Below are 21,951 nucleotides of genomic sequence, written 5' to 3'. Positions count from 1 at the left end.
TTGATGCGCCGCCGCGACAGCGGTGTTGACGCACCTATTCACCCGCCTCGACGGCCGGTGACGTCCGTTATTTCACGGAACCCAGGGGATGACTAGTCATATTATTTGACTGTAATACTTTTTGAGAATGACAGGCGCCGGCGCAGCCCCGCTGCCGCCGAAGATAAGCGTCTGACACAAACAAAACTTTAAGTTGTGGATAGGCTGGATCAGCGCAGCTTCGTCGCCTCGCGGGCGCGCTGCTCGATCGCGGCCCACGCACCGGCCTTGATGTCGGCCGCGGGTGCGACCCACGAGCCGCCGATCGCAACGACCTTCTTGTGCGCCAGCCATTGCGCGGCGTTGCCGGCATTGATGCCGCCGGTCGGACAGAAGCGCACGTTCGGGAAGGGACCCGCTAGCGCGTCGAGCGCCGCGAGCCCGCCGGCCGGCACCGCGGGAAAGAACTTCACCAGCTCATAGCCCCGCGTCACGCAGGCGATGAGATCAGAGGCGGTCTGAATGCCCGGCGCGAACGGCATCTCGCCGGCATTCGCGGCGTCGAGCAGGCCGAGCGAAAGGCCCGGACTGATCGCAAAGGCGGCGCCCAGCCTGGCGGCGCGTTCGTAGTCCGCCGGCGTCAGCACCGTGCCGATGCCGACGACGGCGTCCGGCACCTCATCGATGATCGCGCGCGCGGCATCGAGCCCCGCCTGCGTCCGCAAAGTGATTTCGATGACGCGGAGGCCGCCGGCGACGAGCGCACGCGCAAGCGGCACGGCATGCGCCGCGTCCTCGATCGTGATCACCGGGATCACCGGCGCCAGCGCGAAGACCGCATCGAGCTTCGCGCGCTTGTCCAAATTGTTCATCACGCCTCGCTCATCGTCAGAATGTCCCGCGGCATCGCGGTGGCCGGGATCACGGCCCCCGGCGCCATGATCACGGCACCGGCGAGCCGGTGCCCTGCCAACGCCGCCTTGCGCGGCGGCGCGCCCTTGATGCGCGCGGCGAGATACCCCGCATTGAAGGAATCGCCGGCCGCCGTGGTGTCGATTGGCTTGAGCACCGCAGGTGGCGCGATGTCGACCAGCACGCCATCGGCATGGATCAGGCAGCCGCGCGCACCGCGCTTGACCACGACCTCGTTGACCCCGGCGTCCTTGAAGCGGCGCAGGCTGACGGAGGCGTCGGCATCGCCGAACAGCATCTGCTCGTCCTCCAAGGTCGGCAGCGCAACGTCGACCAGCGGCAGGATCGCACGGAACGCGCGCTGGGCGACCTCGCGGCTGGCCCAGCCGCGCGGCCGGTAGTTGCCGTCGAACACGACCCGCGCGCCGCGCTTGCGAGCCACCGTCAGGAGCTCGCGCAGCTTGGCCTTGCCGGTCTCGCCATAGAGCGAGAGGCTGATGCCGGAGAGATAGATCCAGTCGAAGCGCGAGAGCCTGTCGAGCATATCGCGATCGGCGCGATCGAACAGCTCGCGCGCCGGCGCGCGGTCGCGCCAATACAGGAAGCTGCGCTCGCCCTTGGCATCGCGCTCGATCATGTACAGGCCGGGCACGCGGCCCTCGACCTGCAGCACCTCCGAGGTGTCGATGCCCTCGGCCTGCCAGGCCGCCAGCATCATGGCACTCAGGGGATCATCGCCGAGCGCCGTCACGTAGGAGGTGGGCACGCCGAGCCGGGCCAGATAGAGCGCGGTGTTGAGCGTGTCGCCGCCGAAGCCGCGCCGGAACAGCGAGCCGTCCTCCTGCGCAAACTCCACCATGCACTCTCCGATGCAGGCGACTTTCATCGGCGTCAATCCATCCATCAAAACGTCAAATGAACCTTCATCGACCGGCTGCGATCGCTGGCGAGCTCGAAGGCGGCGACCGCCTGCTCGAATGGCAGCGCAGCCGAGATCAGCGGCTTGACGTCCAGCAGCCCCTCGCCCATCAGCCGCAGCGCCAGCTCGAATTCGCGGTCGAACCGGAACGTGCCGCGCAATTGCAGCTCCTTCGTGACCAGCGTGTTGAGCGGCAAGGTCATCTCGCCGCCGAGCCCGAGCTGGACGATGACGCCGCCGGGCCTCATGACGTCGAGCGCGGCCCGCAAGGCGGCCTGGTTGCCGGAGGCCTCGAACAGCACGTCGAACGTGCCCTTCCCGCTCCGCCACGGATCGAGCGCCGACGGCTCCGCCCCGACATTGAACGCATGGCTGGCACCGAGCGTGCGCGCCACCGCCAGCGGCGCATCGGCAATGTCGGTGACCACGATCTCGGCCGCACCGCCGTAGCGCGCCACCAGGATCGACAGCGCGCCGATCGGGCCGCAGCCGGTCACCAGCACGCGCTTGCCGAGCAGCGAGCCGGCCTGATGCGCCGCATGCAGGCAGACCGACAGCGGCTCGGCCATCGCGGCCTCACCGAGCGACAGCGACGGCGCGATCGGCACGGCCTGCGAGGCATCGACAGTGACGAACTCGCGGAAGCCGCCCTGCACGTGGGGATCACGCATCGCGCTGCCCATGAAGCGCATGTCGAGGCATTGGTTGCGCAGCCCCTCGCGGCAATAGCTGCAGCGGCCGCAGGGCAGGCTCGGATTGACGGCGACGCGCGTGCCCTCGGCGAGGCCGGTCACGCTCGCGCCGACCGCGGCGACGACGCCTGCGATCTCGTGCCCCAGCGCCATCGGCTGCCTGATGCGCACGGTGCCGAAGCCGCCGTGATGATAGTAATGCAGGTCCGAGCCGCAGATCCCGCCGGCCTCAATCTTGACCCGCACCTCGCCGGGTCCCGGCGCCGGATCGGGAAAGCTGTCGATGCGCAGATCTTTCGGCGCGTGAATGACGACCGCACGCATGGCCGGCCTCCCTGTCTCTTGTCTTCCGCGATCCTACATCGCCGCCAGCATGCCGCCGTCGACATAGATGGTCTGGCCGTTGACATAGGTCGACGCCTCCGAGGCCAGGAAGATCGCGGTGCCGACCAGCTCGTCCGGCCGGCCCCAGCGCTTCGACGGGACGCGCGACATCAGCCAGTTGTTGAAGTCGGGGTTGCTCATCAGCGCCTGGTTCATGTCGGTGAGCATGTAGCCCGGTCCGATTGCATTGGCCTGGATGCCGTGCGCCGCCCATTCGACCGCCATCGCGCGGGTCAGGTTGCGGATGCCGCCCTTCGCCGTGGTGTAGGGCCCGATGGTCGGCCGTGCCAGCTCGCTGCCGAGCGAGCCGATATTGATGATCTTGCCGCTCTTGCGCGGGATCATGCGTTTGGCCGCCTCGCGCCCGATCACGAAGGCGCTGGTGAGGTTGGTCTCGATGACGCGGCGCCACTCATCCGTGGTGAACTCGACCAGCGGCTTGCGGTGCTGGATGCCGGCATTGTTGACGAGGATGTCGATCGCGATCCCCTCGGCGTCGAAGCGCGTGAAGGCGCCGACGACGGCGTCCTCATCGGTCACGTCGAACGGACAGGCCTCTGCCTGATGGCCCGCGGCGCGGAATTCTTCCACGGCAGCCAGGGTACGCGCGGGGTCGGTTCCGTTAATGACGAGCCGCGCCCCCGCCTTGGCAAAACCCTCCGCGATGGCGCGGCCCAGGCCGCGCGAGGAGCCGGTCACCAGCGCGGTCTTGCCGGAGAGATCGAAGAGCGAGGTCGACATTTGTTCAACTCGAATGGGCAAATGCGGGCCGGCATCCTCGGCCACGGGACGCGCGCTGACAAGCGGGTTGTCCGGCACCGGCGGGATCAGACCGGCAAGCGGTTAATGGCCGCCACCGCGGTCATGATCCCGCGAATCTCGGCGAGGCCCTTGAGGCGGCCGACCAGCGGATAGCCCGGATGGGTGCCGCGGCCGATGTCGTCGGCGAGCTCATGGCCGTGGTCGGGCCGGAACGGGATCCGCCAATCCGGCTCGCCTTCCGCCTTGCGCCGGGCCTGCTCCTTCAGCAAAGTCGTCACGACCGCGACCATGTCGACGTCGCCGCGCAGATGCTCCGCCTCCATGAACGAGCCGTCGAGCATCTTGGTGACGTTGCGCAGGTGCACGAAGCGGATGTGCGGCGCGAACCGCTCGGCGAGCGCCGGGACGTTGTTGTGGCCGCCGGCGCCGAGCGCGCCGGTGCAGAAGGTGAGGCCGTTGGCCTTCGACGGGGCGGCATCGACGATGAACTGCAGATCCTCGGCTGAGGACACCACGCGCGGCAGACCGAACAGGTCACGCGGCGGATCATCGGGATGGACACAGAGGCTGACGCCGCATTCCTCGGCCGTAGGCACCACCTCGCGCAGGAAGCGCGCGTAGTTGGCGCGCAGCTCGGCATGGCCGATGCCGCGATATTTCTCCAGCATGCGGCGCAGACCGGGCACGTCATAGCGGTCATAGGCGCCGGGCAGCCCAGCCATGATGGTCGCGAGCAGCCGGTCCTTGTCGGATTCGGACGCCTGTGCCACCCAGGCCTTGGCGCGGTCGAGCACGTCGGCGGAGAACTCCGCCTCGGCACCGGGCCGCTGCAGGATGTAGCAGTCGAACGCAGCAAGGCGATCCATATCGAAGCGCAGCGCCGTGGCGCCGCCCGGCAGACGGAAGGCGAGCTCGGTGCGGGTCCAGTCCAGCACCGCCATGAAATTGTAGCAGACGGTGGTGACGCCGCAGGCGGCGAGGTTGCGCAGCGACTGGCGGTAGTTGTCGAACAAGGACGTCAGATCGCCCTCGCCCAGCTTGATGGCCTCGGAGACCGGCAGGCTCTCGACCACGCTCCAGCGCAGCCGCAGCGATGAATCGCCTTCAATCACGCCGATGCGCTTGATGATCTCATCGGTGCTCCACACCACGCCGTAGGGGATGTGATGCAGCGCCGTCACGATGCCGGTCGCGCCGGTCTGGCGAACCTGCGGCAAAGTGATGGGATCATCGGGTCCGAACCAGCGCCACGTCTGTTCCATGTCGTCACCTTCCAAAATGAATCACGCGCGCGATCAGCGCCGCCGCCGTGCCCGCGTCCGCGACTCGGCCTGCGCCATCTCCTCCTGCCGGGCAAAGATGCCGTCGGCGCGGCGAAACACCTCGCGCAGATGCCGGCGCATCGCCGCGACCGCCTGGGCCTCGTTGCAGGCGGCCAGCCCGTCCAGGATCTCCTGATGCTGCGCGATCAGGAGCGGAATATGGCCGGCGTCCTCGATCAGGGTGAGATGGCGGACGCGGTCGAAATGGATCTTGGTCTGGCGGATCACCTGCCAGACATGCGGATGCCGGCTGGTGCGGGCGATGGTCTGATGAAACGCCTCGTCATGGGCGTAGAACTCCGCCGGCGTCGCCGCCGCCTTCTGCTTGTCGATCAGCTCGGTCAGCTCGCGCAGCGCCGTCGCATCGATGTAGCGGACGGCCTCGGCAACCAGCGCGCATTCGAGATGCTCGCGGATGAACTGCGCCTCGCCGAACGCCTCGCGCGACACCGGCGCCACCACGCTGCCGCTCTGCGGATAGATGCGCACGAGGTCGACATCGGCGAGCTTGATCAGCGCCTCGCGCACCGGCGTGCGGCTGACGCCGAGCCGCTCGCACAGGTCGAGCTCGGCCATCGGCGTGCCCGGTGGCAGCGCGCCGGACACGATGTCCTCGAGCAGCCGCTCATAGACCTGGTCGGCGAGCCGCCGGCCGGCCTTGCCGTCCAGTCGCGTCAATGGTGTCAGATCGTCATCCATGACGGCAGTCTACCCGATTCACAGGAAGCCGATCGAGATCCACGGCAGGAACACGATTAAGAGCAGCGCAACGACGAGTGCGGCGAGATGCGGCCAGACGTGGCGGATGACCTCATCCGGCGAGGCGCGGCCGATGGCGCAGGCGAGATAGAAGCCGACACCGAAGGGCGGCGTGAACAGGCCGAGGCCCATCGCGAACACTGCGATGATGGCATAGTGCACCTCGTGCACGCCCATCATGCGCGCGATCGGGAACAGCAGCGGCCCGAACAGCACCACCGCCGGCACGCCTTCGAGCACGCTGCCGAGCACGACGAAGGCGAGCGCCGAGATCAGCAGAAAACCCCAGCGGCCGCCCGGCACGGCGACCATGAGGTCGACGAGCTGCTGCGAGAAGCCGGACTGCGTCAGCGCCCAGGCCATGCCGGTCGCAGCCCCCACCACCAGCAGAATCGCGCCGGACAGCGAGGCCGTATCGACCAGGATGGGATACACCCGCTTCCAGTCGAACTGGCGATAGACGAAGATGCCGACCAGCACCGTGTAGATGACGCCGATCGCCGCGACCTCGGTCGCGGTGGCGACGCCCTCGACCACAGCCGAGCGGATCACGATCGGCAGACCGAGACCGGGAATGGAGATCGCAAACAGCCGCAGCCGCGTCTTGGCATCGAAACGCTGCGCGCCGCTCATGTCCTCCTTGCGCGTCTGCAGGAAGACGACGACGGAGAGTGCGATCAGGCCGACCACCGCCGGCAGCAGCCCGCCGGTGAACAGCGCCGCGATCGACACGCCCGTCACCGAGCCCACCGTGATCAGCACGATCGAGGGCGGGATCGTCTCCGACATCACAGCGGAGGCGGACAGCAGCGACACCAGGTCGCCTTCCGAGCTGCCACGCTGCTTCATCTCCGGAAACAGCGCCGGCGCCACCGCCGCCATGTCGGCCGCCTTCGCACCGGAGATGCCCGAGACGAGGTACATCGCGCCGAGCAGCACATATTGCAGGCCGCCGCGCAGATGGCCGATGAGCGAAACCAGGAACAGGATCATCGCCCGCGCCAGTCCGGCGATCTCGATCAGCGCGCCGAGCAGCACGAACATCGGCACCGCCAGCAGCACCATGTGCGACATGCCCTCGCTGACCCGGCCGGGAACGATCAGGACCGGCACGGTGGTGCTGAAATGCAGATAGGCCACGGTGGCGAGCAGGAAGGTGAAGGCGATCGGCGTGCCGATCACCATGGCGCTGGCGACGAGCACAAAGAAGAAGATGAACAGATTGTAGTTGCCGAGCTCCTCCAGCACAGGCGCGGCGGCATAGAGCGCCCCTGCACCGGCGAGCACGAGCGCCAGAGCGCCGACGATCTGCATGAGGCTCGCCTGCTGGATCAGCCGGTCGACCGCGGTCAGCAGCATCAGCAGCACGCCGACCAGCATCGCGGCCTCGCGATAGCCTTCGCTGATCTCGAGCACGGGCATCTGGCTGATCAGGTGGCTTTCGAGGTGGTGCCAGGACGGCATCACCAGCGCCACCAGGACGGTGCAGACCAGCATCAGGCCGAGCGCATCGGTGCGCGCCCGCCACGCCGGCGACAGATTGCGGACGAAGGCGGTGAGCCGCATGTGCTCGGCGCGTCGCAATGCGACGACGGCGCCGAGCATCGCCAGCCACACGAACAGCACGGTGGCGAGCTCGTCCGACCAGATCAGCGGCGCATTGAAAACGTAGCGCGCGGCGGTCGCCGCGCCGAGCAGAACGAGTTCGGCGATGACGATCGCCGCAGCCAGCGCCTCGACGGCGCGGCCAAGCAGATGATCGAAGCGCGCGAACGCGCCATGCGACGGCACCGAGGTCGTCGCTGTCATGTCAACGGCCATTGCATCCTCCCCGGCTCACACAGGCCGACCGTATTTTCCACCGATCGCAGCTGAAGTCGAAACTACTCTGGCCTCATGGTTCTCAAGGCGATGCAATTGCATCGCCTGAACGCGTCGCAAGGCCGACGCTCCTCACCATGAGGGACAGGATCTCACCGCAAAATCAGCCCTCGTCCTGAGGAGCCTGCCGGAGGCAGGCGTCTCGAAGGACGGTGGCAGGCACGCTGTCGACTACGCGGTCTCTCACGCAAGTCTCACAGCTGACCGACGGATTTCTCCAGCAGCCCCCACGCCTCGGTGCCGAACTTGGTCTTCCATTCGGTGTAGAAGCCGGCGGTGCGCAGCGCATCGCGGAACGGCTTGGTGTCGACCTTGTTGAAGGTCACGCCAGCGGCCTGCATTTCCGCCTGCGCCTTGTCGTTGAAGCTCTGGATGTCCTGGCGCTCCTTGACGGCGGCCTCCGACAGCGCCGCGGTGACGGCGTCGCGGACGTCGGCAGGCATGACATTCCAGCGCGCTGCATTGGCGAAGATGTAGTGGCCGTCCCAGATATGGCCTGATAGCGCGATGTACTTCTGCACCTCGTAGAGCTTGGCGCTCTGGATCAGCGCCAGCGGATTCTCCTGGCCGTCGACGATGCGGGTCTGCAGGGCCGCATAGAGCTCGCCGAAATTGATCGGCGTCGGCGCCGCGCCGAGCGTCTTGAACAGCGTCACCCACAACGGATTGCCGGGCACGCGGATCTTGAAGCCCTTGAGGTCGTCGGGCGAGGCGATCGGCTTCGCACCGGACGTGATGTTGCGATAGCCGTTGTCGAGGCATTTCGGCAGCACGTGCAGGCCGACCTTGGCGAACTCGCGGCGCACATGGTTGCCGAGATCGCCGTCCATCGCCGACCACACCTGGTCGTAGCTCTCGAACGCGAAGGCCACCGCATTGATGCCGCCGATCGGCACCACCGTCTGGTTCACGCCTGACGTCGACATGAAGTCGAGCGCGCCGCTGCGCACCTGCGAGAACATGTCGGGCTCGCTGCCGAGCTGGCTGTTCGGATAGACCTGCAGGTCGACCAGACCATTGCTCTGCTTCTTGATGACCTCCGACGCCTCGATGATGCGGACGACGCCGGGATGGGTGGCGGGGAACGCCGTGCCGTAACGCAGGCGATACTTCGCCGATTGCGCCCGGGCGGGTGCGAACGCCAAGGCCGAGGCTCCCGCGAGCGCGGTGCCGACGAAGCTGCGACGAGACATGGATGTGGGCAAAGACACTGGCAAACCTCCCCTGCCGGCCCGCTGCGGGGGCCTTTGTATGTCATTCCTGTATCTCAAGCCTATAAGGGATACCAAATAGGCTTTCAATAGGAAACTTGTATCCAAGTTTTCGGGTTGCTATACGATGGCAGCCTGCGGTCGAGATTGGCGAGAAGGATGGAGGAACGCGTGAAGAGCCTCGTGGTGGAGCGGCCCGGCCGCCTGTCGATCGAAACGCGCCCCGTTCCCGAGCCTTCGACGGGCGAGGTCCGCATCAAGGTCGAGCGCGCCGGCATCTGCGGCTCCGACATCCACATCCTCCACGGCAGCAACCCGTTCGCGCGCTATCCGCGCGTGATCGGCCATGAATTCTTCGGCAGCATCGACAAGCTCGGCGACGGTGTCAGCGCACGGCTCGGCGCCCGCGTGGTGGTCGATCCTGTCGTCGCCTGCGGCCACTGCTACCCCTGCTCGGTCGGCCGCCCCAATGTCTGCGCCCATCTCGCCGTGCTCGGCGTCCACCGCGACGGCGGCTTTTCCGAATATGCCTGCGTGCCGGCGGCCAACGCGCATCTGCTGCCGGACAGCGTCGACGACGACAAGGCGCCGCTGGTCGAGCCGTTCTCGATCGCCGCCAACATTACCGACCACACCCGCGTGTTCGCCTCAGACGTCGCGCTGGTCTACGGCGCCGGGCCGATCGGGCTGACCGTGATCCAGGTGCTCAAGCACGTCTACGGCGTGAAGCAGCTGATCGTCACCGACCGCATCGATGCCCGGCTCGAAGCGGCGCGGCACAACGGCGCCGACCGCGTCATCAACACCGCCAGGACCGCCCTGCCCAAAGCCCTCGCCGCGGCCGATGTGACGCCGACCTTAATTGTCGATGCCGCCTGCCATCCCGCCATTCTCGCCGAGGCCATCGAGATCGCCTCGCCTGCCGCACGCATCGGCCTGCTCGGCTTCTCGGCCGAGCCGTCGACGATCGTGCAGCAGAAGGTCACCGCGAAGGAGCTCGCGATCCACGCTTCCAGGCTCAACAGCGGCAAGTTCGCCAAGGTCATCGACTGGTTCGCCAGTGGCGCGCTGCAGCCGGAGCGGCTGATCACCCACCGCTTCGGGCTCGACGCCTACGCGACCGCGTTCGACACCTTCGAGCACAACCAGACCGAATGCTGCAAAGTGCAGCTGATCTTCTGAAGTCCCGGCATGGATCGTCTCAGCCCCGCAACGCTTCCCCGCCTGCCCGCCGGCATCATCAAGCCGGATTACGACCGCGCAGCAATCACAACCGGCATCGTCCATCTCGGCCTCGGCGCGTTCCATCGCGGGCATCAGGCGGTCTACACCGATGCGCTGCTCAAGCACGATCCGCGCTGGGGCATCCTCGGCGTCTCCCTGCGCTCGCCGGACACCCGCGATGCGCTGGCGCCGCAAGGCGGGCTCTACAGCGTGACGGCGAGCGACGGCGCCGGCCGGCAGCGCCGCATCATTGGCGCACTCACCGGCCTTGCGGTGGCGCCCGAGGATCCGGCGGCCCTTCTGGCACGCCTCGCCGATCCCGCCATACGCATCCTCTCGACCACCGTCACCGAGAAGGGCTACAGCCACGATCCGTCGACCGGCGCGTTGCGCGTCGACGATCCCGACATCCTGCACGACAGTCTCAACCTCGGCCATCCCCGCAGCACGCTCGCCTTCATCGTCGGCGGCCTGCAACTGCGGCGACAGCGCGGCCTGCCGCCCTACACGGTGCTCGCCTGCGACAACCTTCCGGCCAATGGCCACACCTTGCGCGGTCTGGTCATCGCCTTCGCCGGGCTGGTCGATCGCGATCTCGCCGCATGGATCACGGACGACGTCCGCTTTCCCTCGACGATGGTCGATCGCATCGTGCCCGCCACCACCGATGCCGACCGCGCCGATGCCGGCGCCGCGCTCGGCCTCGATGATGCATGGCCCATCGTCACCGAGCCGTTCAGCCAATGGGTGATCGAGGATGATTTCGCCGGCGCGCGCCCCGCCTGGGACGTCAGCGGCGCACAGTTCGTGCGCGACGTCGCCCCGTTCGAGCTGATGAAGCTGCGGCTGCTCAACGGCGCGCACTCGACAATCGCCTATCTCGGCTATCTCATGGGCTGCGAGACCGTCGCCGCGGCCATGGCCGAGCCCGAGCTGGCCGGCCTCGTCGAGGACATGATGCGCGAGGAGGTGACGCCGACGCTGCCCGCGCTCGGCGGCTTCGACGTCGCAGCCTATCGCGCCGCGCTGCTGCAGCGCTTCCGCAATCCCGCGCTCAAGCACAAGACCGCGCAGATCGCGATGGACGGCTCGCAGAAGCTGCCGCAGCGTCTGCTCGGCACCATCGGCGACCGCCTCGCCCGCGGCCTTCCCATCACCCGGCTTGCGCTTGCCGTCGCCGGGTGGATCCGCTACGTCAGCGGCACGGACGAGCGCGGCCAGCCGATCGCGCTGCGCGATCCGCTGGCAGCGCAGTTGCGCGCGCTCGCCGACGAGGCCGGCCCGGTCGCCAGCCGGCTCACGCCGGCGCTGCTGTCGCTCACCTCGGTGTTCGGCAGCGAGCTGCCACGAGACCCGCGCTTCGAGTTCGCAATCGAAACGGCCCTGGACGATCTGTTCCAGAAGGGTACCCGTGCCACGGTGGCGGAGACGCGACGGGCCGCCCGCTGAACATCGGCTTGGACGCAGCTCCGGCTCCGGCGACCGCCGACATCAGCCGCCTGGCAGCAGCTTGCCGGGATTCATCAGGCCGTGCGGATCGAGCGTGCGCTTCAGTTGCAGCATCAGCTCCAGCTCGAGCGGCGGCTTGCACAGCGGCATCTCTGCCGTGCGGAGCTGGCCGATGCCGTGCTCGGCGCTGATCGAGCCGCGGCGGCGGGTGATTTCGTCATGGACCAGGCGGGTGATGCGCGGACCGTACCGATAGAACTCGTCTTCGCTCATGTCGAGCGGGCGCATCAGATTGTAGTGCAGGTTGCCGTCGCCGAGATGGCCGAACACCATCGGACGGATGCCGGTCAGCGCCGCGCCGACCGCAGCGTCCATGACCGTGACGAAATCGGCGATCTCGGCGACGGGCACCGAGATGTCGTGCTTGAGCGCCCTGCCCTCCCGGACCAGAGCCTCGGAGACGCTCTCGCGCACCCGCCAGAACGCCTTGGCCTGGGTGCCGTCCTGGGCGACGACGGCGTCGGAGGCGAGCCCTTCCGTCATCGCGGCGGCCAGCGTGGTTTCGAGCCGTGCGGTCAGCGCGGCTTCCTCGCCGATATCGCTCAGCTCGATCAGGACAGCAGCCTCGGGAAGTGCAGCGAACGGCAGCCGTATATCCGGCATCTGCCGCAGGATCATCTCGAGCGTTGCCGAGGTCAGGAACTCGAATGCGGTGAGGCGATCGCCACAACGCGCGCGCGACAGCCGCAGCAGGTTCAGCGCGGCGGCCGCATCGGCGACCGCGACGAACGCGGTGGCCCGTGCGGTCGGCCGCGGAAACAGCTTCAACACGGCGCCGGTGATGACCCCCAGCGTGCCTTCGGAGCCGATGAAGAGATCGCGCAGCGCATAGCCGGTGTTGTCCTTGCGCAAGGCGCGCAGGCCGTCCCAGATGCGGCCATCCGGCAGCACCACTTCGAGCCCCAGCGTCAGCTCGCGCATCACGCCATAGCGCAGCACGGCGACGCCGCCGGCATTCGCGGCGAGATTGCCGCCGACGGTGCAACTGCCCTCCGAGCCGAGGCTGAGCGGAAAGAACAGGCCGGCCTCGCGCGCCGCGTCCTGCACCCTCGCCAGCACGATGCCGGCGTCGACGACGATGGTCTGGCCGACGGGATCCACCGCTCGGATGCGGTTCATCCGCGACAGGGACAGCACGATCGCCCGGCCGCTCGCATCCGGAGTCGCGCCGCCCGACAGGCTGGTGTGTCCGCCCTGCGGCACGACGGCCACGCGGGCGGCGGCACAGGCCTCCATCACGGCCGCGACCCCGTCCGTCGATCCCGGCCGAACCACCGCCAGCGTGGCCCCGTGATATTTGCCGAGCCAGTCGTGCAGATAAGGCGCCTGATCCTCGGCCGCGACGAGAACATGCGCGACACCGACGAGGCGTTGCAGGCGTTCGATCAGCTCCGTCATGACGCGCACTTCGATGGCTCCAGAGGCTGCACTTGCGATGCGCACAAACTAACAGGACAGTGCCTCGCGTCCCCAATACCGAGTTGTCCGCCACCCATAATCGAATGTTATGGGCTGCTCAGGCGGACGCGAAAGCCACCGGCGGGGCGATATGCGGGACGGCGTCGACCAGCTCGCGCGTGTAGTCGGTCTGCGGATTGGCGAACAGCGCCCGGCTCTCGCCCTGCTCGATGATGAGACCTGTGCGCAGCACGATGGTGCGGTCGCACATCATGCGCACGACGTTGAGATCGTGGCTGACGAACAGGAAGGCGAGATTGTCCTCGCGCCTGAGCTTGTTGAGAAGCTGCAGCACCACGGCCTGCACGGAGACGTCCAGCGCCGCGGTCGGCTCGTCCAGCACCAGCAGCCGCGGCTTGCAGGCAATGGCGCGGGCGATGCCGACGCGCGCCTTCTGCCCGCCGGAGAGCTGATGCGGAAAGCGCGACAACAGCTCGCGCGGCAGGCCGACGCGATCGGCGCATTCCTCGACGCGCTGACGCAGTCTGTCGCCCGAGCGCATGTTCATCAGCCGCAGCAGCGGATGGGCGATGCAGTCGAACGCCGTGTAGCGCGGATTGAGGCTGTCGTTCGGATCCTGGAAGACGATCTGGATGTCCTTGCGCAGCTCGCTCGCGTGAAAGTCGCGAGCCGGAATCTGGCCGATCGCCTGGCCGTCGAACAGGATCTCGCCGGCGCTGGCGTCGATCAGACGGCAGATCATCCGCGAGGTCGTGCTCTTGCCGGAGCCGCTCTCGCCGACGAGACCGACGCTCTCGCCGCCGCGCATCGTCATCGAGAAGTCGGCGACGCCGACCGTACCGTCGTCGAATCGCTTGCTGACGCCCTTGACGTCGAGCAGGAGCGGCGTGCCGTGAGGCAGCGGCGGCAGCTCCGTCACAGCGACCAGCGGAATTTTTTCGCCGTCCGGCACCAGATCCTCGACACGCGAAGTTGCCGTCGGCGACGCCGCGACGAGGCGCTTGGTGTAGGGATGCTGCGGCCGGTGGAACAGCGTCAGCGGCGCGGCCTCCTCGACCAGCCTGCCCTGCTCCATCACGACCACGCGCGCGCAATAGCGCGCGGCAAGCCCGAGATCATGCGTGATCAGGATCGTCGCCATGCCGCGCTCGGCGGCGATCTTCGCAAGAAGATCCATGACCACCTTCTGCGTGGTGACGTCGAGGCCGGTGGTCGGCTCGTCCGCGATCAGCAGCTGCGGGCTGCAGGAGATCGCGATTGCGATCATCACCCGCTGGCACATGCCGCCGGAGAGTTCGTGCGGATAGGCGCCCATGCGGCGCTCGGGATCGCGGATCTGCACGGCCTTCAGCAGCGACAAGGCCTCCGCATGCGCCTCCTGCCGCGACAGCCGGCGATGGGCGAGGATCGCATCCGCGATCTGCTGGCCGACGGTGCGGATCGGGTTGAGCGCGGCACGCGGATTCTGGAAGATCATCGCCATGACCGCGCCGTGCAGGCTGCGCAGATCGGCACCGCCGGCCCGGGTGACGTCCTGGCCCTTGAAGCGGATGCAGCCATCGGTGATGCGGCCGGCCTTGTCGAGCAGATGGGTGATGGCAAAGCCGGTCACCGACTTGCCGGAGCCGCTCTCGCCGACGAGACCCAGCATCTCGCCCGGCTGGAGCGACAGCGACACGCCGCGCACCGCCTCGACGAGCCCACGACGGGTCGAGAAGGTCACTTTGAGATTCTCGACCTCGAGCAGCGGCTTGGAAATATCAGGCGCCGTCACGTCCGCATCCTCGGATGCGCCCCAGCTATTTGTGTTCTGACGAGACATCATGTGCGCATCCGGGGATCCAGGATGTCGCGCAGGCCGTCGCCGAGCAGATTGAAGCACAGCACGGCGCTCATCAGCGCGAAGCCGGGAAACGCCACCAGCCACCAGCGCCCGGTGGAGATGAAGCGGGCGCCCTCGGCGACCATGATGCCCCATTCCGGCGTCGGCGGCTTGACGCCGAGGCCGATGAAGGAGAGGCCCGCGGCATTGAGGATCGCCCAGCCGAGATTGAGCGACATCTGCACCGCCATCGCCGGCAGCACGTTCGGCAACAGGAAGCGCAGCACGACAGCAACATGGCTCTCGCCACAGGCACGCGCGGCCTCGACCCAGCCGAGATTGCGGCGGATGTTCACCTCGGCGCGGGCGAAGCGGATGTAGAACGGCAGGTTGATGATCGCGGTCGCGATCACGATGTTCTCGACGCGGTTGCCGAGCGCCGCGACCATCGCCATCGCCAGCACGAACAGCGGAAACGCCATCAGCACGTCGACGAAGCGGCCGACCGCCTTGTCGAGACGGCCGCCGGCATAGCCGCACAGCGCACCGATGACGGAGCCGAGCGCAAAGGACACCGCGACCGCCGTCACCGCGATCGTGAGGTCGAGCCGGCTGGCGACGATCAGGCGGCTGAGCACATCGCGGCCGAGCTGGTCGGTGCCGAACCAGTGCGCGGAGCTCGGCGGCTGCAACGCGGCAGAGACCTCGGACGCAACGGGATCGTAAGGCGCCAGCCACGGCGCAAAGACCGCGATCAGCGCCAGCAGCAGCGCGCCGCCAGCCGCGACGGCGGTGACCGGATTGCCGCGCAGCACGAAGGCCGTGTGGCGCAGGGTTGAGGCGGTCTCTATCGTGCTCATGCTCACGCCACCGTCGCCCTGGGATCGGCGATGCCATAGAGCACATCGACCAGGAGATTGACGATCACGAAGATCGTCGCCATCAGCAGCACGAAGCCCTGTACCGGCGCGTAGTCGGAGACCAGCAGCGCATCGAGCGCGTAGGAAGCGACGCCGGGCCAGGAGAACACCTTCTCCACCAGCACGTTCGCGCCCAGCATGGTCGAGAACACGATGCCGGCGATGGTGATGACGGGAAGGATCGCGTTCCTCAAGGCATAGGTGACGACGATGCGCCACCACGACAGCCCGACCGAGCGCGCGGTGCGGACGAAATCGCTGCCGAGCGAGACCAGCATCGAGGCCCGCGTGATGCGCGCCAGCGGCGCGATCACGAACAACGCCATGGTCAGCGCCGGCAGCATCAGCTGCCGCGCCGCCGCCCACCAGCCCTCGACATCGCCTGCGAGCAGGAAGTCGATGATCAGGAAGCCGGTGCGCGATGGCGGCATCGTGGTGAAGATATCGATCCGCCCTGTCGGATCCGGCGCGAAACCGAGCAGATAATAGAACACGTAGATCAGCAGGAGCCCGGAGACGAAGGTCGGCACGCAGACGCCGAACGAACAAAATAGCCGGACGCCGTGATCGACCAGCGAGCCCGGCCGCAGCGCAGCCAGCACGCCGAGCGGCACCGCCGAGACCAGCGCGATCAGCAGCGCCGTCAAGGTCAGCTCCAGCGAGGCCGGCAGTCGCTCCTTGAGATCCTTGGCGACCGGCTGCCCGGTCATCATCGAGCGGCCGAGGTTGCCGCGACCGACATCATAGAGGTAGATCGCGAGCTGATTCGGCAGCGGCTTGTCGAGCCCGAGCTGCCGGCGGATGACCTCGATCTCCTCCTGGCCGGCATTGGGGCCGGAGGCAAAGAACACGGCCGGATCCCCCGGCAGCACGCGCATCAAGAGGAAGGTGAAGACCAGGACACCGAACAGTGCCGGCAGCGACGAGACGAAACGCCGTCCCGCCCGCAGCAATGTTGCGCCGATCGTGCCCATGGTCCTCAGCCGTCCCGGTTACTTGCGGCTCAGGTTACGATAATCGACCTGTCGCGTGAACTGGTAGACGTAGCCGTCCACCGTCGGCTGCATCACCGCATCCTGCGCCGCCTGCCAGATCGGGATCTGGAACATCTGGTCGAAATGGATCGCGTTGAGCGCCTTGCCCTGCTCCTCGTATTTCGCCTTGTCGGCCTCGAAGCGCGCCTCCTGCGCGATCTTCTCCAATTCGGCATTGTCGGTCGAGGAATAGTTCCAGCGCTGCTTGCCGGTGTAGAAGTTGCGGTAGAAATAGTCCGTCGAGGGCAGCCAGGCGACGATGCCCTCGGTGAAGAACGGCAGCTTCTTCTCGTTGATCGCGGTCGACATCTGCGCGTCCGGCAGCTTCTGGATGTCGACCTTGATGCCGATCTTGGCGAGCTGCTCCTTCACCAGCGCCGCCATCGGCTCGGCGGTCGCGGCCTGGCCGACATTGAAGCTGAAGGTGGTCGAGAAGCCGTCGGGCATGCCGGCGTCCTTCAGATAGGCCTTGGCCTTCTCCAGGTCGAGCTTGATCGGCTGCGGGATCGGATAGCCGCCGCTCGGCGGCTTGCCGTCGGCCCAGGTCGCGCCATAGAGCGGCGCGCCGCGGCTGAACAGCGCGGCCTTGAACATGTCGTCATAAGGCAGCGCATAGGCGATCGCGCGGCGCACATTGACGTTGTCGAACGGCGGAATGGTGTTGTTCATCGAGATGAAGGTCACCGCATTATACTGCGGCGTCGAGATCACCTTCAGCTTGCCCTTGCCCTCCAACGACTGCACGTCGCTGGCCTGCAGGTCGATCACGAGATCGGCGTCTCCGCGCTCGACGAGGTTGGCGCGCGTCGCCGGCTCCGGCACCGACTGGATGATCAGGCGCTTGAATGCCGCCGGCTTGTCCGGCGTGCCGCGATTCCAGGCCTCGTTGCGCTTGGCGATCACCTGCTCGCCGGGCTTGAAGGTCTCGACGATGTAGGCGCCGCTGCCGGCCGCATTCTCCTTGGTCCAGTTCAGCGCCCACGGATCTTCGGCCGTCGCATGCGCCTTTGCGAGCTTGGAGTTGATTATGATCGGGTAGACGGTCGCGAGATTCGGCAGTGCCAGCTTGTCCGGCTTCGGCAAGGTCACCTCGAACGTCAGGGGATCGATGACCTTGAACTGATCGGCCGACGTCAGCGACCCCGTCAGCAATTGCGCCTTGCCGAGGATCGGCGCGGTGACGCAGCGGTCGAGCGACCATTTGACGTCCTCGGCGGTGACCGGCGAGCCGTCCTGGAACTTCGCATCAGGGCGCAGCTTGAAGGTGATCTTCAGACCGTCGGCGCTGACAGAATAGGATTCGGCGAGCTCGCCGGTGATCGTGTCGAGATCGAACACCCACTTACCATTGAGCTGCTTGCGGCCGAACGACACCAGCCGGTCGTAGCTCGACATCGACAGCGCGAAGGCCTCGCGCGTCGAGCCCGGAATGTTCGGATCGAGCGTGTTGACGGTGGCGCCGGTGACGTAGCGCAGAGTCTCGGCGCGGCTCTGCGCATGCACCGACGGCGCAGCCAGCATCACCGCGAGCCACGCGGTCGCCGCGAACAACGAACGTTTGGACATCTCGAAACTCATCGCCCCTGTTCCCTCATTGGTCTCAAAATCCGGCACTGAAATCGCGCGTCGGCGGAGATCCGCGACGCGCTACCATGAGATCGACGTACAAGATCGACTCTCGGCATCGACGCTCAACAGCAAATCACGTGCCACGGCGCACCGTCGCCTGCTTCACATCATAGGCCCGGAAGTTCGCCCAATGCTTGTCGATATCAGCCGTGAACAGCCCACGCGTCAAACCATGCACGAGCTTCGGCACTGCGGTCGTCATTGCGTTGATCGACGATCCCGACGCGCCGAAGCTCATCGTCGAGGCGATGGCGAACACGTGAATGTTGCCGATCCACGGCGTCTCTCCCGCGTTGCGCTCGCACAGCGCATAGTCGTCTGCAAGATAAGGGAAGGCGCCGAGCCGATCGTTGCGTTCGCTCGCATCGGGCGTGTAGCGGTCAGACCAGCGCGCGATGTTGGCCGCGAAGCGCCGCAGCTCCGGCCGCTTTGCGAAGTCCATCGAGATGCCGGTTGCGCTGATCACGAAGTCCGCCGTGATCTCGCCCTTCGCTGTCTGCAGCACGACGCCGTCGGCCGTCTCGCGCGCGCCCGTGACCGGCGCGCCTTCTTGCAGGCGGAACGCCGCGTGGCGGGCGCAGCGATCATAAGTGTGCTGCGGAAAACCTTCGCGCAGTTCCAGGACTGCGCGCATGAAGCGCCAGCGCCAGGCATCGTCGAGCTCGGAGAAGTGCCTGAGAAAGCCGCGGAACGTCAGCCAGCGATAGGGCTGGATCAGCTGGATTTCCGCGCGGCGGCATAGCAGATCGACGCGCGCCGCACCGGCTTCGAGTGCAGCCGCCGCATTGTCGAACGCCGAGGCACCGGCGCCGATCACGGCGACGCGGCGGCCGCGCAGGCTGTCGAAATCGATCTCGGCGCCGGAATGGGCGCCGCGCGTGGCGGGCAGATGGCGCAGCGGCTCCGGAATGCTCCAGTCGCCCATCCCCTCCTGCCCGGTCGCCAGCACGATCTTGCGGGCATGGATCGTCGTCTCACCATCCTTGCTGCGCACGGTCGCCTGCAGCAGTCCGTCAGCGGCGGGTGCGATATCGACGACGTCGCAGCCGTTGCGCACGGGAAGGTCGAGCACCTCGCGATACCAGGCGAGATAGTCTGCCCAATATTCGCGCGGAATCAGATCAAGATTGCGCCAGCTCTCGCCGCCGAACTTCGCCTCGTGCCACGCCTGATAGGTCAGACAAGGTATGTCGAGATCGGGTCCGGTGAAGTCTTTCGGGCTGCGCAGGGTCGGCATGCGCGCATAGCTGAGCCACGGTCCTTCGCGGCCTGCCTCAGCCTTGTCGAGCACGAGAATGTTGCCGACGCGGGAGCGCAGCAGCGCGAAGGCGGTCGCGAGACCCGATTGCCCGCCCCCGACGATCAGCACATCGAACGCAGGTCCGCCATCGGGACCGGTGACAGGCGTCAGCCATGGCATGCTGGGATGCGCGATCCTGGCAAGATCGCTGCGAACCTGGGCCGTCAGCGCGGCAAGACCGTCGCTCATGCCGGCCACCGGATGAAACACGCGCAATCGCGATCGGAACGCTCGCTGTCGCTCACGCTCTCTCCATCAGTCATGTCACCCGGCACGCGAAGCTTAGCAAAGCAGGTCTGGGACCGACCATACCGATTTGTCCGCCGCCCATAACAGCTTGTTATGGGGCGGCAGCCGCGGCTAGAGTCGACAGCCATCCACAGCGAGACAAGAGGTCGCATGCCGCTCAATCTGCGCCAGATCGAGGTGTTCCGCGCGATCATGATGACAGGCTCGATCAGCGGCGCTGCGCGCCTGCTCTCGGTATCGCAGCCCGCGATCAGCCGGCTGCTGGCCTATACCGAGGATGGCCTCAAGCTCAAGCTATTCGAGCGCATCAGCGGCCGGGTGCAGCCGACGCCGGAGGCCAAGCGGTTGTTCGCCGAGGTCGAGCACGTCCATCGCGGCGTCGCGCGCATCAACGACCTCGCCGACGAACTGCGCGCCGGCGGCACCGGCACCATCCGCGTGGTGGCGAGCCCGAGCGCGGGCCACGGCATGGTGCCGGAGGCACTGTCGCGGCTGCGCGGCCGCTTTCCAGATCTGCGCGTCGAGTTCGAATCGTTGACCCTGCTGGAGATCGTCGGCCGCGTCGGCACAGCCCGCGCCGATCTCGGCATCACTGTGCTGCCGGTCGACGAGCCGACAGTCGCGGTAGAGACGATCGCGGAGGGCGCGCTACACGTGATCATGCCGGCCGACCATGCCCTGACGAGGCTGCGCAGCATCAGGCCGAAGGACATGCTGCCCTATCCGCTGGTCGGCTTCGGCCCGCAGACGCCTTATGGTCACATCGTCACGTCGGCCCTGGCCGGCGGCCCGGAGCCAGCCACGATCGTGCGCTACACGCCCGACGCCTGCGCCATGGTGCGCGCCGGCGCCGGCCTCGGCGTCGTCGACGAGTTCGTGCTGCGCGGCCACGCCTGGCCCGACCTCGCGGCACGTCCCCTGGCGCCGAAGACGCCGATGCGCGCTTATCTGCTGACGCCGCGCTTCGAGCCGCTGTCACGGAATGCGGCGGCACTCGCGGATATCTTGCGGGGGCGTGATCGGAAGGGAGCGGCGACGAAGCGGTGAGTTACGGAAACGGCGTGACAGAGATGACAACCGGATTCCGTCATTTTTGTCACGAGCCGCTGCGTCGCAGATGGTGAGAGCCGAGCTATGGCGCCGACAGCAGTGCGCTCCCTCTCCCCGTCCTTACGTCCTTACGTCCTTACGGGGAGAGGGAGCATACCGGTTCTTGCGGCGATGGTTCCGCTCAAACGATGAGAGACAAGTTGGCTCTATTTCTACGCCGCTAACCACCCGCCATCGACCGGCAGCACGATGCCGGTCGTGAACGACGCCTCGTCGCTGGCCAGGAACAGCGCGGCCGCAGCGACCTCGTCGGCCGCGCCGAACCGCTTCATGGCATGGCGCTGGCGCGAGGCCTCGCGCACCGGCTCCGGATCGGCGTGGCGCGCAAAACTGCGGCGCAACAGCGGCGTGTCAATCGCGCCGGGCGCCAGCGCATTGACGCGGATGCCATCGGTGGCGAAGTCCACCGCCATGGTGCGGGTCAGGCTGATGATCGCGCCCTTGGCGGCGATATAGGCGCTATTGCCCTTGCCGCCGGCGACCGCGAGTTGCGATGCGACGGTGATGATCGAGCCGGCCTTCTGCTTCTGCATGATCGGCACCGCGACCTTGGCCCACAGCCAGGTGCCGCCGACGTTGGCTCGGAACACCGCATCCCAATCCGCCGGATCGGTCGTGACGACGGTGCCGCCACAGGAGAAACCGGCCGCGGTCATCAGCACGTCCAGCCGGCGGCGCGCGGCGGCCACGCTCTCGATGGTTGCCTTGGCAAAGTCGGCGTCGCCGACATCGCCGACATGGACGCTGCCGTCGCCGCCCGCATTGCGCACCAGCGCCAGTGTCTCCTCGGCGCCTGCAGCATCGCGATCGACCAACGCGAGGAACGCACCTTCGCGCGCGAACATCACGGCACTGGCGCGGCCGATGCCGGAGCCGCCGCCGGTGATGACGGCGACCTTGGCCTTGAGCCTCAT

18 protein-coding genes are annotated in these 21,951 nt (G+C 67.2%); 3 read left to right on the top strand and 15 right to left on the bottom strand.

Going from position 1 to position 21,951, the window contains the following annotated elements; genetic code table 11:
- Positions 1 to 209: 209 nt before the first annotated feature.
- The 8 genes from eda to QX010_RS04790 all read right to left on the bottom strand — a co-directional run bounded on the left by eda (position 210) and on the right by QX010_RS04790 (position 8,821).
- A complete protein-coding gene (gene eda / locus QX010_RS04825; protein WP_316177963.1) occupies positions 210 to 854 on the bottom strand; it encodes a bifunctional 4-hydroxy-2-oxoglutarate aldolase/2-dehydro-3-deoxy-phosphogluconate aldolase in 645 nt (214 codons plus the stop codon).
- A complete protein-coding gene (locus tag QX010_RS04820; RefSeq protein WP_409997971.1) occupies positions 851 to 1,747 on the bottom strand; it encodes a sugar kinase in 897 nt (298 codons plus the stop codon). Before QX010_RS04820 ends, eda begins: the two co-directional genes overlap by 4 nt.
- Before the next feature lie 47 nt (positions 1,748 to 1,794).
- Positions 1,795 to 2,826: an L-idonate 5-dehydrogenase gene (locus QX010_RS04815; protein ID WP_316177961.1), complete on the bottom strand. Its 1,032-nt coding sequence runs from the start codon at positions 2,824 to 2,826 to the stop codon at positions 1,795 to 1,797.
- A 33-nt stretch (positions 2,827 to 2,859) separates the two neighbouring features.
- A complete protein-coding gene (locus tag QX010_RS04810) occupies positions 2,860 to 3,627 on the bottom strand; it encodes an SDR family oxidoreductase (protein WP_315804462.1) in 768 nt (255 codons plus the stop codon).
- 86 nt (positions 3,628 to 3,713) lie between these two features.
- Entirely contained in the window at positions 3,714 to 4,910 is a 1,197-nt protein-coding gene (uxuA, locus tag QX010_RS04805) for a mannonate dehydratase (protein ID WP_316177959.1), read from the bottom strand.
- Positions 4,911 to 4,943: 33 nt separating this feature from the next.
- Positions 4,944 to 5,669, bottom strand: a complete 726-nt coding sequence (locus QX010_RS04800; RefSeq protein WP_316177957.1) for a GntR family transcriptional regulator — start codon at positions 5,667 to 5,669, stop codon at positions 4,944 to 4,946.
- Positions 5,670 to 5,687: 18 nt separating this feature from the next.
- Positions 5,688 to 7,550 (bottom strand): TRAP transporter large permease subunit, encoded by a 1,863-nt coding sequence (locus QX010_RS04795; RefSeq protein WP_315804459.1) that lies wholly within the window; start codon positions 7,548 to 7,550, stop codon positions 5,688 to 5,690.
- Between the two features lie 254 nt (positions 7,551 to 7,804).
- Positions 7,805 to 8,821: a TRAP transporter substrate-binding protein gene (locus QX010_RS04790; protein WP_315804458.1), complete on the bottom strand. Its 1,017-nt coding sequence runs from the start codon at positions 8,819 to 8,821 to the stop codon at positions 7,805 to 7,807.
- Positions 8,822 to 8,992: 171 nt separating this feature from the next.
- Between QX010_RS04790 and QX010_RS04785 the strand changes: the two genes are divergently transcribed.
- Together QX010_RS04785 and QX010_RS04780 are read left to right on the top strand one after the other, a co-directional pair.
- Positions 8,993 to 10,003 (top strand): Zn-dependent oxidoreductase, encoded by a 1,011-nt coding sequence (locus tag QX010_RS04785; RefSeq protein ID WP_316177954.1) that lies wholly within the window; start codon positions 8,993 to 8,995, stop codon positions 10,001 to 10,003.
- Positions 10,004 to 10,012: 9 nt separating this feature from the next.
- Entirely contained in the window at positions 10,013 to 11,494 is a 1,482-nt protein-coding gene (locus tag QX010_RS04780; protein ID WP_316177952.1) for a mannitol dehydrogenase family protein, read from the top strand.
- Positions 11,495 to 11,536: 42 nt separating this feature from the next.
- Here the strand turns inward: QX010_RS04780 and QX010_RS04775 are convergent, their stop codons facing one another.
- The 6 genes from QX010_RS04775 to QX010_RS04750 form a co-directional block, all read right to left on the bottom strand.
- Positions 11,537 to 12,952, bottom strand: a complete 1,416-nt coding sequence (locus tag QX010_RS04775) for an FAD-binding oxidoreductase (protein ID WP_316177950.1) — start codon at positions 12,950 to 12,952, stop codon at positions 11,537 to 11,539.
- Between the two features lie 118 nt (positions 12,953 to 13,070).
- The gene (gene nikE, locus QX010_RS04770; protein ID WP_316178446.1) at positions 13,071 to 14,732 is read right to left on the bottom strand and encodes an ABC transporter ATP-binding protein; all 1,662 of its coding nucleotides are present in this window, start codon (positions 14,730 to 14,732) and stop codon (positions 13,071 to 13,073) included.
- Positions 14,733 to 14,794: 62 nt separating this feature from the next.
- Positions 14,795 to 15,655 (bottom strand): ABC transporter permease, encoded by an 861-nt coding sequence (locus tag QX010_RS04765; RefSeq protein ID WP_315804454.1) that lies wholly within the window; start codon positions 15,653 to 15,655, stop codon positions 14,795 to 14,797.
- A gap of 2 nt (positions 15,656 to 15,657) precedes the next feature.
- On the bottom strand, positions 15,658 to 16,689 hold the full coding sequence (locus tag QX010_RS04760; protein ID WP_316177948.1) for an ABC transporter permease: 1,032 nt from the start codon (positions 16,687 to 16,689) through the stop codon (positions 15,658 to 15,660).
- A gap of 18 nt (positions 16,690 to 16,707) precedes the next feature.
- Entirely contained in the window at positions 16,708 to 18,327 is a 1,620-nt protein-coding gene (locus QX010_RS04755) for an ABC transporter substrate-binding protein (RefSeq protein ID WP_315804452.1), read from the bottom strand.
- Positions 18,328 to 18,451: 124 nt separating this feature from the next.
- Complete coding sequence (locus QX010_RS04750; protein ID WP_315804451.1) at positions 18,452 to 19,867, bottom strand: NAD(P)/FAD-dependent oxidoreductase; 1,416 nt, start codon at positions 19,865 to 19,867, stop codon at positions 18,452 to 18,454.
- A 210-nt stretch (positions 19,868 to 20,077) separates the two neighbouring features.
- On the opposite strand from QX010_RS04750, the gene QX010_RS04745 reads away from it, so the two are divergent.
- Positions 20,078 to 20,974: a LysR family transcriptional regulator gene (locus QX010_RS04745; RefSeq protein ID WP_316177946.1), complete on the top strand. Its 897-nt coding sequence runs from the start codon at positions 20,078 to 20,080 to the stop codon at positions 20,972 to 20,974.
- Between the two features lie 215 nt (positions 20,975 to 21,189).
- On the opposite strand, the gene QX010_RS04740 is transcribed toward QX010_RS04745, so the two are convergent.
- Positions 21,190 to 21,951: an SDR family oxidoreductase gene (locus QX010_RS04740; protein ID WP_316177944.1), complete on the bottom strand. Its 762-nt coding sequence runs from the start codon at positions 21,949 to 21,951 to the stop codon at positions 21,190 to 21,192.

Source organism: Bradyrhizobium sp. SZCCHNRI1009, assembly GCF_032487575.1.
Classification (GTDB): domain Bacteria; phylum Pseudomonadota; class Alphaproteobacteria; order Rhizobiales; family Xanthobacteraceae; genus Bradyrhizobium.
This window is presented reverse-complemented; position numbering and strand designations above follow the sequence as displayed.